Origin of the sequence: Ekhidna sp., from assembly GCF_040220215.1 — a bacterium.
Lineage (GTDB): Bacteria > Bacteroidota > Bacteroidia > Cytophagales > Cyclobacteriaceae > Ekhidna.
Window position 1 is genome coordinate 784,234 of the sequence record NZ_JAVJTR010000016.1, and the last position, 12,991, is coordinate 797,224.

Consider the following 12,991-nt stretch of genomic DNA (forward strand, 5'->3'; position numbering starts at 1 on the left):
TCTTAACATTCAGACGGAGAATCGATTAAAAGTCACTTGCCTTGCTTGAGCTGCTCTGCATAAAGCTTATTGAGCATTTCTTTCGCACGCTTGAGTCGCATCTTTACGGCGCTCTCGGAAAGGCCCAATGAATTTTGAATGTCATTGATGGAGTGCTTTTCCTTATATTTCAAAAGTAAAATCAGTTTACCTTCAGGGGTCATCTGATCCAAAAGGGTTTCCAGTATTTCCACTGTTTTCTCCTCCGTCAATTCTTCATCAGCATCTACGATCTCAAAAACCTCATCGGCCAGTTTTTCAGAGATCACATCATGTGTCCTTTTCTTTTTACTTCTTAAATAATCAATGCAGGTATTGTGAATGATGCTAAACAGCCAGGTTGTAAGCTTGGCCTCCTTTCTGAAATTAGCCACCTGCAAAAACACTTTAATCATCACCTCTTGTGAAAGGTCCTCTGCCGAATCTGCATCTTTTACATACGACTTGCATCGTGTCAGGATGTATTTTTCGTATCGATCCGCGAAAACTGAAAAATAGCGATTGTCACCGCTTTTCATTCGCAGTACAAGTTCTTCATCGCTCAGTTTATCGGACGGATTATTCATTGAAAAAAAGATGTGACTTATCAAATATTTAGCGTCCAAGATATAAATAATAACATCCATGCTTTTGCAGGAAGAAAAGAAATATTTGAAGATTCTACCACAGCCGACTGACGTTAGTTGTGGGCCAACGTGCCTTCATGCGGTTTACAATTTTTACAATGATCAGCTAAATCTTGATCAGGTAATTGATGAAGTGAAGCAGGTGACCGGTGGAGGAACGCTTGCGGTAATGCTTGCAAATCACGCTCTTAGAAGGGGTTATGAAACCACCATTTATACTAACAATTTACAGGTTTTTGATCCGACATGGTTTAATGAAGATGTGGATATAGCCGAAAAGCTGAAAGAGCAATTGCGCTATAAAAAAACGAAGCGTATGGCTCAGGCATCAGAGGCATATCTTGCATTCCTGAAAGCAGGAGGAAAACTCAAGTTCGATGAATTGAGCCCGGAGTTATTAAAGAATTTTTTGCAAAATAAGATACCGGTTTTGACAGGTCTTAGCGCAACTTATCTGTACCAGAGCTCACGCGAAATTGGTGAAACAAACGTTTATCACGACACCAAAGGAGAGCCCAGCGGTCACTTTGTGGTACTTAGTGACTATGATGAAGTAGAAGGAAAAGTGCTCATAGCGGATCCATTAGATCCCAATCCTATTAGTGATACAAATCAATATTATGCAGTCAAGATTCAACGGGTAGTAAATGCAATTCTTTTGGGAATTGTAACTTACGATGCTAACCTCTTGATCATCCAACCTAAAAAACATGCAGCGATTAATAGTAACTGAAAATCCTGAAAAATGGACACTAAATGTAGAAGGTGTTCAAATTGTCTCGCCATCTGATTACATCAATGACGAGGAATATGCGAAGCAAAAAAATGTGAAAGTGATCAACCTGTGCAAGAGTTATCAGTATCAGTCTGAAGGATACTACATCTCGCTCTTAGCAGAGGCCAGGGGTCATAAATCTTTGCCGGTCACATCAACACTCATGGATTTTAAGTTGCCGAACCTGGCCCGGGAAGATGCGCAGGACTTTGATAAGCTTATTCAGGATGTACTGGATGTAGCCACAAAAGAGGATAAAATTGAGTTTAATATTTACCTGGGTACGAATAACAATCAGGCATTATCAAGGATCAGCCAGCTGATGTTCAACCTGTTTCAGATGCCTATTCAAAAAGCTTCATTTATCAAAAAAGATAAGTGGCAGTTGCAGTCTTTGAAGCCGTTAAACCTCAAAGATCTTTCGGATGCCGAAAGGGAGGAATTAATGGAGTCTTTAAAATTATTTTTGACTGGGAAGAAAATCGTCCGCAAGAATTATAAGCGCAAGAAATATGACTTAGCAATTCTTGTAAATCAGGATGACCCGAACCCACCGTCTGACTCTAAGGCCTTGCAGAAATTTGTAAAGGCAGCAGACAAGGTTGGATTCAGCACAGAGTTTATCACCAAAGCGGATTATGGTAAACTCACTCAATTTGATGCACTTTTCATTCGTGAAACGACCAATGTAAACCATCATACATTTCGCTTCGCGCGGAGAGCGGAATATGAAGGGCTGGCGGTTATTGACGACTCAAATTCAATTCTTAAGTGTACCAATAAAGTCTACTTAAACGAGCTTCTGGCAGCCAATAATATCCCAACACCCAAGTCAGTTATTATTCAAAAAAACAGGCACGAGGCAATTGATCTAGAGTTTCCATACGTATTAAAGCAACCGGATGGTGCTTTTTCAAAGGGTGTAAAAAAGGTGAAGAATAAGGAGGAGCAGGAAACGCTTCTCAAGGAATTTTTTCAGCAAACCGAGTTGATGATTGCACAGGAATTTATGCCAACTTCTTTTGACTGGCGTGTGGGGATATTAGGAGGGGAAGTGATTTATGTATGCAAATACTTTATGGCCAAGAACCATTGGCAGATCATAGATTGGAAATCAAAGAACAAGGATCGGCTCGGTGATAGCGAGACATTCCCTGTTCACATGGCACCAAAAAATCTAATTGCCATTTCACTTAAGGCTACAAAATTGATCGGGAATGGCCTTTATGGAGTGGATGTCAAGGAAGTAGACGGCAAGTTTTATATCGTGGAAATCAATGACAACCCAAGTATTGAATCAGGTATTGAGGATGAAGTGGATAACATGGATTTATACGAAAAAATCATGTCGCACATGATGAAGATAGTTTTATCACACTAATTATGAGCAAGAGATTACACCTGTTCCAGGGATATGGTATCGAGCTGGAATACATGATTGTAGATAGAGATACCCTTGATGTTAAACCAATAGCTGACGAACTTCTGAAAGAGGTGCTGGGTCAATATGGTGAAGAGTTTGCGAATGGATCAGTTAGCTGGTCCAATGAGTTGGTTTTGCATGTCGTAGAGCTGAAGTGTACTACCCCAACTGCAGACCTTGTTCAGCTGGAGAGTGATTTACATAAAAACATTTTGGAAGTCAATGAGCGTTTGAAGAAATTCAATGCGCGACTGATGCCAACGGCGGCTCACCCATGGATGAATCCGAGAAAGGAGACGTTTTTGTGGCCTCACGGAAACTCAGAAATCTATGAGAAATACAATGAGTTGTTCGATTGTCAGGGTCATGGCTGGTCCAATCTGCAAAGCATTCACCTCAATTTACCTTTTTATGATGATGAAGAGTTTGCAAAACTGCACACCGCTGCAAGGTTGATTTTGCCGATTATACCTGGACTTACTGCCAGTTCACCAATTCTGGATGGAGCCTTCACGGAATACCATGATAAGCGGATGGTTTATTATAAAAACAACCAAAAGCGATTTGAGAGCATTGTTGGAAAGGTGGTGCCGGAACGAGTGACTTCAAAACATCAGTATCATAAATTGATTTATGATCGAATTGCAAAGCAAATCAAGCCATTCGATCCAAATGATATTTTGGAACCGGTTTGGGTGAACTCGAGAGGGATTATCGCCCGCTTTGATCGGGGATCGATTGAAATCAGGATCATGGATATACAGGAATGTCCAAAAGCAGACCTGGCCATTGCCGCTTTGGTAATCAATTCCATCAGGTTATTTTCCGATGGTAAGATGACAGATTTTCATGATCAGCAAATTTGGGAGGTGGATCCTCTGTACGAAATTTTAAGGAAGTGTATCAAGACCAGTAGTGACACGACCATTGCGAATGCCGAGTATCTTAAAACTTTAGGAATGAACGTAACCACGGCACCCGTTTTCGATATATGGAAGCATCTGATGGAGCAGTGTGTAAAACACTATCCGCAGGAAATGAATCATTGGGTTGAGCCATTGAATCAGTTGTTTGAGCGGGGTTCTTTAGCTAAAGGGATATTGGAAGTTGCCAACTGTCAATTCGGTAAAGAAAATCTGAAATTGATTTATCAGGAGTTAAGTCAGAACCTGGAGGAAAACAAACTCTTTGAGCCATGCGACAAGTCCATATCGTTGTAACCTGTGAGCATGCGGGAAATGAAATCCCGAAACCCTATCAACATCTTTTTAAAGATGCTAAGCATGTCCTTCATTCACATAGGGGGATTGATGAAGGAGCACTTTCATTTGCAGAACAGCTTTCGGATGGACTTAGAGTAAAACTCTTCGAAACTCGCATCAGCCGGTTGCTGGTAGAGTGCAACCGCAGCTTATCCAATCCGAGTTTATTCTCGGAGTTTACATCAGAGTTAAAACCGAATGTACAAGAGTCTATACTTCAGCAATACTATCATCCCTATCGAAATATGGTGGAGAAGTACATCGGTGAGAAAATTGTCACTAAACCAGTTCTTCACCTTTCTATGCACACATTCACTCCCATATGGGAGGGAAATGAGCGAAAAATTGATGTGAGTTTGCTTTATGATGAAGAAAGATCATCGGAGCGTACTTTATGTGAAGCCTGGACTGAAAAACTAAACCAATCGTTACCAGGTTTTGATGTGCTGAAAAATGTACCTTATAAAGGGTCTGATGACGGCTTCACTACCTATTTACGGACGAAATTCTCTGCGGATCAATATATGGGTGTAGAAATTGAAATCAATCAAAAATGGGCGTTGAGCGCTCAGGGAGATGATTTTGTTCGTACATTAACCGAAACATTAGAGATGGTTTTGAAAGATTTTAATATCCACGAACCTCAGATGCAATGAAAATAGACAAGACCTTATTGATTGAAGAGTGTCTGGAGCTTATTGCAATGCATAAGAACCATCAGTGCGATCAAAAAGAGACGGAACCTGATTTGAGCTGGTACCTCAGGATACAAGGTTTAATCAGCCAAATTCGAGAAGAGCCCGATCGAAACTCGGCAAAAGACCGGTCAGAAGTCCTGATGAAGGCTTTAAATGAGTTGATTGAGGAGGAGAAGTGCTGAGTTTGTGACTTTCAAGAATAGCAACGTCTAATTGCATAAACAATCAATTAAGTATGAATTTAAAGATAATGGCAATGCTAATTGGCCTTGGATGGCTAGCGGCTTGCGATAAGAAGAAAGAAGAGGTCGTTGTGCTCACAAAGACTGAACTATTAAGCCGGGCTTGGGAAGGACAGTCAGCCGAATTTGATATTACATTTTACAAAAATGGAACACATCAATTTTTTGATAAAGATGGGACAATGGATATAGAAGGAAATTGGTCCTGGACAGATAGTAATGAAACTTCGATCAACTGGCAGGTTGATGACGATGGTATGCCAGAGGATTATGAGGTAGCCATGGTAACAGTCACCAAATCTTCACTCACACTAACTACTTCAGAAGACACCTATTCTTTTACTGCAAAATAAGAGAGAAGGAAGGTTTTTGTAGTTTCATATAGGTTTTGTATTTATTAAAAATATTCTTTGATTTTTAATGTGACCTTTCACAAACGCTCCGTCTTATTATCAGTGATTAGGTAGGTGATATAACCGGCAATTTCAGGGTTAAATCCTTGGGTTGTCGGTTCCTTTTCTGATCGCTAAATAAAATCCAAAAATTAGATGAAATTAAAATTGATGGCTATTTCCATGCTGGTTATAGCTGGATGTAGCAAAATGCAGGAAGAGGCTCAGTTGCAGGAAACGAGCACAGTAGATTCACTACTTCAGGTAGTGGAAGAGCATAGGTATGCAGTGGCTTTATTGGGCCAGGTAGGTATGTACATGGATTCGATTGATGAAAATCGAAAGATGATTGCTGTTGATTTAGAAACAGGTCTTAACGAGGAGGACTACATTCAACGAATGAAAAGTCTGAATGAGTACACTCAAAAAGCAGAATGGACCATTGCCGAGCTTGAAAAAACTAGAGCTGCGTATGCAATTCAGGTTAAAAGATTGAAAAAGCAAATTGCAGAGCAGGGTGATCAAATTGCCATTCTTCAAATTAGTGTTGAGGAATACAAGTTAAAAAATGCAAATCTTGAAGATGAAGTGAAATTAACGAGGGAGCAACTTTTAGATACTCAAGTGGCACTTAATTACAATGAAAATAGTCTGGATGAGGCTCAGGATAAAGTTGCAGAGTTAGATGAAAAGCTAACACTTTCTGAGGCAGAAACATTTTACGCAAAAGGAGAGGGTTTAGAGTTGATGGCTTCACGAATTGAATTTGCTCCTAAAAGGAAAAAGGAAACTTTGGAGCAATCATTGAGCTACTACAAAGAGGCGATAAAATTGGGCTATGTACCTGCAAAAGCAAGGGCTGAATCCATTCAGAAAATGTTAGAATAACCAGAATAGATCAATTGTAAGAAGGAGACCAATAGTCTCCTTTTTTTGTGACTTTTTTTAATTGGTTCGTCATACTATAAAAAAAGAGATGTCTAGAATAATGTTGATCCTGACTGCTTTGATTTCACTTGTATTCGTTAGCCTTCTGGTACACAGTGGTAAAACAGAAAAGCAGGCTGAAATGGAGCCGGACAGTGATGAGGTAGGTTGAATAAGTCAGGAGAATGGATTAATCCTTTTTCCTGATTGCCTTTCCTAAATTAGTATGTGAAAGCAGTTGACAGAAATCAATTCTTCACAAACACCTTCTCGCTTTCAGGATGATGCATTTGATACAAATGATAATTGATCCCATCTTTCAATCCAACATCAGGAACGATAATGCTTTTTGCTTTAGCCGACTTCATGACCTCTATGTAAATGTCGGATGCAGGCACAATCACATCGGCTCTGTCCGGGTTCAATTGCAGTTTGTTTAGCCGGTCATCCAGGGTCAAATTTTTAAGAACATCTTGTGTTCGCATTAAAGTTTTCAGAGACATTTTACGTGTCTTCTTTTCAGGGTTAGAGAGCTCATACAACTTGTTTATGTTACCCCCTGTACCAATTGCTGTAATTTTTTCACCTTTTTTGAATGCATATTTAGCCACCCAATCGCGCATTTCATTCCAGTTCTCAGGAGTATCCCTACCTTCTAGAATTCGAACGGATCCTAGCTTAAAAGATCTGGAATACACTTTTTGATGATTTTCATAGATGTTTAGCTCCGTGCTACCACCACCCACATCAATATGAATGTAATGGTCATTATCAAGCCCTTGCAAGATCACTTTATTGATCATTTCTGCTTCATCTTCTCCTGATATAATCTGAAGCTCGATACCAAGCTCTTTATACACCCGATCCACGATTTCTCTACCATTTTCGGACTCTCGCATGGCAGAAGTGGCACACCCATAGTAGGCATCTATATCATACAAATCGATCAGGTTTTTATAAGCTGTCATTAACTTAAAAAATCGTCCCTCATTATAATCGCTGATCTTACCCTCGGAGAATACGTCATGACCCAAACGTAGAGGAAACCGAACGTACTCCAGCTTCTTAAATGTGATCACTTTTTCGTATTCCAGCACTCTCGTTATCTGTAATCGAACCGCATTGGAACCTATGTCAATCGCTGCTAACTTCATCTTAAGATAAAGGTAACATCCTATTTATTGCTGGGAATTAAAAACACATATATTTGCAATACTTATCAAGAAAGACCGAGGGATTGGGCCCGATGACGTCTTAGCAACCTGATCGCCAGTGTGTGATTTCCGGTGCTACTTCCCAGCCCGCAGTGACGGGAGAGATGAGCGAATCCAATCGGAACTTTCTCTGGTAAGTAAGCTTTAAGCCAGAGAATGAAGAAACAAACTGAACTTTTACATAAAAAAATCTTGGTGCTCGATGGAGCCATGGGTACCATGATTCAACGTCATAAGCTCGAGGAGGGGGACTTTCGAAATGAGTCATTGAAGGATCATGACAAATCATTGAAAGGGAACAATGACTTGCTTTCTATTACCCGTCCGGATATCATCAAAGAGATTCACGGCAAGTACTTTGAGGCTGGTGCTGATATAGCAGAAACCAATACGTTTTCCAGTACCACTATTGCACAAGCTGATTACGGTTTGGAAGATTTGGTTTATGAGTTGAATTATCAATCTGCCAAAATCGCCAAAGAAGTGGCTGATGAGTTCACCAAGAAAGAACCTGAGAAACCTCGATTTGTAGCCGGGTCCATGGGACCAACCAATAGAACAGCATCTCTTTCACCGGATGTAAATGACCCTGGTTTTCGGGCCATCACATTCGAAGAATTGAGAGTTGCCTATAAGCAACAGGCTGAGGCATTAATTGAAGGAGGGGTAGACATGCTTTTGGTAGAAACCGTATTTGATACGCTCAACGCAAAAGCTGCACTCTTTGCCATCGAAGATGTAAAGGATGAAAAAGGAATAGAAATTCCTGTAATGGTTTCGGGAACGATTACAGATGCTTCGGGCAGAACACTTTCAGGACAAACGACAGAGGCGTTTCTGATTTCAATCTCTCATATGGATTTATTGAGTGTAGGGTTGAATTGTGCCTTGGGTGCTGCTCAGCTTCGGCCATACCTTAAAATATTATCAGATAAGTCTGACTTTTTTGTGAGTGCTCATCCCAATGCAGGTTTACCCAATGAATTTGGTCAGTACGATGAAACACCGGAAATGATGGCGGATCAGATCAAAGAGTTTTTAGAAGAAGGATTAGTGAATATTGTTGGCGGTTGCTGTGGTACCACTCCTGAGCATATTGCAGAAATTAGCGCTTTGGCGGCAAGATATCAACCTCGGCTAATTAAAAGTCAACAGTCGACTGTCGACGGTTTGGCTGTTAACTAAAATACTATGGCATTTAAGTTTGAAAATTTAAGAGTTTGGCAAAGGGCATTAGAACTGACTGGAGATGTTGACGAACTAACAAAAAAGTTTCCAACAGAGGAGCGATTTATCCTTACCTCTCAGTTAAAAAGAGCCACTGATTCAATTTGTTTAAATATTGCTGAAGGATCCACTGGGCAGTCCAACAAAGAATTCGCAAAGTTTCTGGGCTATGCGCAAAGGTCTGGTATCGAGGTAGTTTCATGCTTGTATGTAGGTAAGAGAAGAAATATTATTTCCGAATCTGATTTTGATAGATTTTACGAGGAAACGGAAGAAATTATTGTAATGATACAGGCTTTAAAGAAGGGGTTACGATGAGCAGGTCAACAGCATATCAGTCGACTGTAAACGGACAGCCGTTGACTCAAGAAATGAAGCCACTTGTACTCTCCGGCTTAGAACCACTAATCGTAACCGAGCACACCAACTTCGTCAATGTCGGTGAACGCACCAATGTAACAGGTTCCAAGCGCTTCGCAAGACTCATAATAGAAGATAAATATGACGAGGCACTTGAGGTTGCACTTGATCAGGTTAGAGGAGGAGCGCAGATTCTGGATGTGAACATGGATGAGGGGATGCTCGATGGAAAAAAAGCCATGGTTAAATTCCTTCATTTGATTGCTTCTGAACCTGAAATCGCTCGAATACCAATAATGATTGACTCCTCTAAATGGGAGATCATTGAAGCGGGTCTACAATGTGTGCAAGGGAAAGGTGTAGTGAATTCTATTAGCTTGAAAGAGGGCGAGAAGGAATTCATTGACCATGCAAAAAAGGTCAAGCGATATGGCGCGGCAGTAATCGTGATGGCCTTTGATGAAAAGGGCCAGGCAGATAGCTTTGAACGAAGAATTGAGATCTGCGAAAGGAGTTATCGAATACTTGTTGATGTGGTAAAATTCCCTCCACATGATATCATTTTTGATCCGAACATTTTCCCGGTAGCTACTGGCATTGAGGCGCATAACAATAATGCGTTGGACTTTTTCCATGCAACTAAGTGGATCAAAGAAAACTTACCCGGTGCTAAAGTAAGTGGAGGAGTAAGTAACGTTTCATTTTCGTTTCGTGGCAATAATGTGGTGCGAGAAGCGATGCATTCAGCATTCCTCTATCACGGCATTCAAGCCGGGATGGATATGGGTATCGTCAACGCCGGAATGATCGAAGTGTATGATGAGATTCCAAAAGATTTGCTTGAACATGTTGAAGATGTACTCCTTAATAGGAGGGATGATGCTACAGAGCGAATGTTGACTTTTGCTGAAAATGTAAAAGGAGGAGGGAAGAAAAAAGTAGAAGATCTCGGTTGGCGTGAAGCCACCGTGGAAGATCGACTGTCACATGCGTTGGTGAAAGGAATTGTGGATTTTATTGAAGCAGATACGGAGGAAGCAAGAGCAAAATACAATAGCCCCTTACAGGTGATCGAAGGACCTTTAATGGACGGCATGAATATAGTTGGTGACCTTTTTGGAAGTGGGAAGATGTTTCTCCCTCAGGTGGTAAAGAGTGCAAGAGTGATGAAAAAGTCGGTAGCTTATTTGACACCATATTTAGAAAAAGAAAAAGCTTCCGGAAATACCAAAGGAAAAATTTTGCTGGCTACAGTAAAGGGCGATGTACACGATATTGGAAAGAACATCGTAGGTGTGGTGATGGCTTGCAACAACTTTGATATCGAGGATATGGGAGTGATGGTTCCGGCTGATAAAATATTAGACAGAGCAGAGGAAATTGGTGCAGATATCATTGGATTGAGTGGGCTGATCACTCCTTCGCTGGACGAGATGGTGAATGTCGCAGAAGAGATGAATCGAAGAAAAATGAAAACTCCGCTTTTGATAGGTGGGGCAACAACTTCCCGAATTCATACGGCGGTCAAAATATCTCCAAAGTATGATCAAACCGTAATTCATGTCCTGGATGCATCCAAAAGTGTTGGTGTTTCTACTAACTTATTAAGCGATAGGTCGACTGAGTTCAGTAAGCGAATTAAATCGGAATATGAAGTTTTGGCGGCTGATCATGCCTCCAGAACAGAAACGAAAAGCTATATATCTTACGATCAGGCTAAAGCAAATCCTGCTCCCATTGATTGGAGTAAGTCATCAATCCTTAAGCCTAAGAAAGAAGGTATTACGGTATTTAACGATTATGATTTATCTGAAATCCGAAAGTACATCGACTGGACTCCATTTTTCTCCACCTGGATGCTTAAGGGGAAATATCCGACGATTTTTGAGAACCCGACAGTAGGTGAAGAAGCAAAGAAACTTTTCAGTGAAGCACAGGAGATGCTTGATGAAATCATCGAGAACCGCTCCCTTCAGGCGAATGGCGTAGCAGGGTTATTCAAGGTTCGACGTAATGGAGATGACGTTGACATCTTAAATCATGACAAGCAATTCCATTTCCTTAGGCAACAAGGCAAAAAAGCACCAGGCGTTCCTAATCTCTCTTTGGTGGATTTTATAAGTCCGGAGAACGAAGACTATATGGGCGGGTTTGCTGTAACAGCAGGCGTAGGATTGGAAAAACTGGTTGAGCGATATAAAGCGGAACATGATGATTACAAAGAGATCATGGCAAAAGCCTTGGCTGATCGATTGGCGGAAGCATTTGCAGAATTGATGCATGAAAAAATAAGGAAAGAACTGTGGGGATATGCTGCTAACGAAAAATGGTCAAATGAGGATTTGATAAAGGAAAAATACCAAGGCATACGTCCCGCACCCGGCTACCCTGCTTGCCCGGATCACACGGAGAAGAAAACTCTTTTTGAATTACTGGAAGTGGAGAAAAACACAGGCATTATACTAACAGAATCTTATGCCATGTACCCCACAGCTGCCGTCAGTGGGTTCTACTTTTCACACGCTGAATCTAAATATTTTGGACTAGGGAAAATCAGTAAGGATCAAGTGGAAGATTATGCAATACGAAAACAAATGAGCGTAGAGGAGGTTGAAAAATGGCTCTCGCCAAATCTGAATTACAAATAGGATTCCCCCCTGTCTGACCGGCAGGCAGGCTTTGAAGGGGGGAGGGAAGGCTCTGCGATGGCAGGGGGATGTAAAAGAAAACTAATATGAAAGTTGTAGATCACATAAAAGAATCGAACAGTACACTATTCTCTTTGGAAATCATACCTCCTAAAAAGGGGGATAGTATACGGAACTTATTTGATCAGATAGATCCGCTGATGGAATTCAAACCCCCATTTATTGACGTGACATATCACCGCGAAGAATATGTGTACAAGGAGAGAGAAAATGGGTTGTTGGAAAAAAAGAGCATTAAGAAACGTCCGGGTACCGTTGGGATATGTGCCGCTATCCAAAACCACTATAAAATCGATGCGGTACCACACATCATATGTGGTGGGTTTTCCAAAGAGGAAACAGAGAATGCATTGATTGACCTCAATTTCTTAGGTATTGATAACGTACTGGCACTAAGAGGTGATAATATTAAATCTGAACGAGAGTTTAAACCTGAGCCTGACGGGAATGCCTATGCTTCTGAATTGGTAGAGCAGGTTGCTGCGATGAACAGAGGTGTGTATATAGATGATGAGCTTCAAAATGCAATTCCAAGTAATTTTTGCATAGGAGTGGCTGGTTATCCAGAGAAGCACTTTGAAGCACCCAACATGAACTTTGACTTAAAATGGCTGAAAAAGAAGGTGGACTTGGGGGCAGAGTATATCGTCACCCAGATGTTCTTCGATAATAAAGCCTATTTCAAATTTGTGGATGACTGCCGAGAGATGGGTATTAATGTTCCAATCATTCCGGGTATCAAGCCAGTTTCAGTAAAAAGACATTTAACCATCTTGCCAAATATTTTCAAGATTGATTTACCTGACGAGTTGGAGCAGGAAATTACCAAGTGTAAAGACGATGCTAAGGTAAAAGAGCTGGGGATAGAATGGGGCATACAGCAATGTCGTGAGCTGATTGAAAACGGGGCACCAGTGATTCACTTCTACAGCATGGGAAAATCAGATGCTATTCACCGAATAGCGAGGGAGTTTTTTTAGATTAGATGATTCTTATATTTAAATCATGGACTCAAGGACAAAATTATACCTAATTGCATTATGCTTTTTTTTATTAGTAGCTCTTGTTATAGCTATATATCATTGGATTGTATCCTAT

General features: G+C 40.8%; 14 protein-coding genes and 1 riboswitch. Of the genes, 12 read left to right on the forward strand and 2 right to left on the reverse strand.

The window, feature by feature from the left end; translation table 11 throughout:
• Nucleotides 1–32: 32 nt before the first annotated feature.
• Nucleotides 33–605 (reverse strand): RNA polymerase sigma factor, encoded by a 573-nt coding sequence (locus RIC88_RS12315; protein WP_350217834.1) that lies wholly within the window; start codon nt 603–605, stop codon nt 33–35.
• Between the two features lie 58 nt (nt 606–663).
• Here RIC88_RS12315 and RIC88_RS12320 point away from each other — a divergent pair, with 58 nt between their 5' ends.
• The 8 genes from RIC88_RS12320 (at nt 664) to RIC88_RS12355 (ending at nt 6,556) form a co-directional block, all read left to right on the forward strand.
• Nucleotides 664–1,398 (forward strand): C39 family peptidase, encoded by a 735-nt coding sequence (locus RIC88_RS12320; protein WP_350217835.1) that lies wholly within the window; start codon nt 664–666, stop codon nt 1,396–1,398.
• Nucleotides 1,376–2,821: a RimK family ATP-grasp domain-containing protein gene (locus RIC88_RS12325; protein ID WP_350217836.1), complete on the forward strand. Its 1,446-nt coding sequence runs from the start codon at nt 1,376–1,378 to the stop codon at nt 2,819–2,821. Before RIC88_RS12320 ends, RIC88_RS12325 begins: the two co-directional genes overlap by 23 nt.
• 2 nt (nt 2,822–2,823) lie before the next feature.
• Complete coding sequence (locus tag RIC88_RS12330; RefSeq protein WP_350217837.1) at nt 2,824–4,083, forward strand: carboxylate-amine ligase; 1,260 nt, start codon at nt 2,824–2,826, stop codon at nt 4,081–4,083.
• Nucleotides 4,059–4,781, forward strand: coding sequence for an N-formylglutamate amidohydrolase (locus tag RIC88_RS12335; RefSeq protein WP_350217838.1), 723 nt, complete (start codon nt 4,059–4,061; stop codon nt 4,779–4,781). The genes RIC88_RS12330 and RIC88_RS12335 overlap by 25 nt, the downstream gene beginning before the upstream one ends.
• On the forward strand, nt 4,778–5,005 hold the full coding sequence (locus RIC88_RS12340; protein WP_350217839.1) for a hypothetical protein: 228 nt from the start codon (nt 4,778–4,780) through the stop codon (nt 5,003–5,005). Before RIC88_RS12335 ends, RIC88_RS12340 begins: the two co-directional genes overlap by 4 nt.
• Nucleotides 5,006–5,058: 53 nt before the next feature.
• Nucleotides 5,059–5,418: a hypothetical protein gene (locus RIC88_RS12345; protein WP_350217840.1), complete on the forward strand. Its 360-nt coding sequence runs from the start codon at nt 5,059–5,061 to the stop codon at nt 5,416–5,418.
• 195 nt (nt 5,419–5,613) lie between these two features.
• Nucleotides 5,614–6,345 carry a hypothetical protein gene (locus RIC88_RS12350; protein ID WP_350217841.1) on the forward strand — a complete coding sequence of 244 codons (732 nt, stop codon included), beginning with the start codon at nt 5,614–5,616 and terminating at the stop codon, nt 6,343–6,345.
• An 88-nt stretch (nt 6,346–6,433) separates the two neighbouring features.
• A complete protein-coding gene (locus RIC88_RS12355) occupies nt 6,434–6,556 on the forward strand; it encodes a hypothetical protein (RefSeq protein WP_350217842.1) in 123 nt (40 codons plus the stop codon).
• A gap of 76 nt (nt 6,557–6,632) precedes the next feature.
• Here the strand turns inward: RIC88_RS12355 and RIC88_RS12360 are convergent, their stop codons facing one another.
• Nucleotides 6,633–7,538 (reverse strand): Ppx/GppA phosphatase family protein, encoded by a 906-nt coding sequence (locus RIC88_RS12360; protein ID WP_350217843.1) that lies wholly within the window; start codon nt 7,536–7,538, stop codon nt 6,633–6,635.
• A 59-nt stretch (nt 7,539–7,597) separates the two neighbouring features.
• Nucleotides 7,598–7,709: riboswitch (SAM riboswitch) on the forward strand.
• A 45-nt stretch (nt 7,710–7,754) separates the two neighbouring features.
• Between RIC88_RS12360 and RIC88_RS12365 the strand changes: the two genes are divergently transcribed.
• The 4 genes from RIC88_RS12365 (at nt 7,755) to metF (ending at nt 12,873) form a co-directional block, all read left to right on the forward strand.
• Nucleotides 7,755–8,783 (forward strand): homocysteine S-methyltransferase family protein, encoded by a 1,029-nt coding sequence (locus RIC88_RS12365; RefSeq protein WP_350217844.1) that lies wholly within the window; start codon nt 7,755–7,757, stop codon nt 8,781–8,783.
• 6 nt (nt 8,784–8,789) lie between these two features.
• Nucleotides 8,790–9,143 (forward strand): four helix bundle protein, encoded by a 354-nt coding sequence (locus RIC88_RS12370; RefSeq protein WP_350217845.1) that lies wholly within the window; start codon nt 8,790–8,792, stop codon nt 9,141–9,143.
• Nucleotides 9,140–11,833, forward strand: coding sequence for a methionine synthase (gene metH / locus RIC88_RS12375; RefSeq protein WP_350217846.1), 2,694 nt, complete (start codon nt 9,140–9,142; stop codon nt 11,831–11,833). The genes RIC88_RS12370 and metH overlap by 4 nt, the downstream gene beginning before the upstream one ends.
• An 86-nt stretch (nt 11,834–11,919) precedes the next feature.
• On the forward strand, nt 11,920–12,873 hold the full coding sequence (gene metF / locus RIC88_RS12380; RefSeq protein ID WP_350217847.1) for a methylenetetrahydrofolate reductase [NAD(P)H]: 954 nt from the start codon (nt 11,920–11,922) through the stop codon (nt 12,871–12,873).
• The last annotated feature ends 118 nt before the right edge of the window (nt 12,874–12,991 follow it).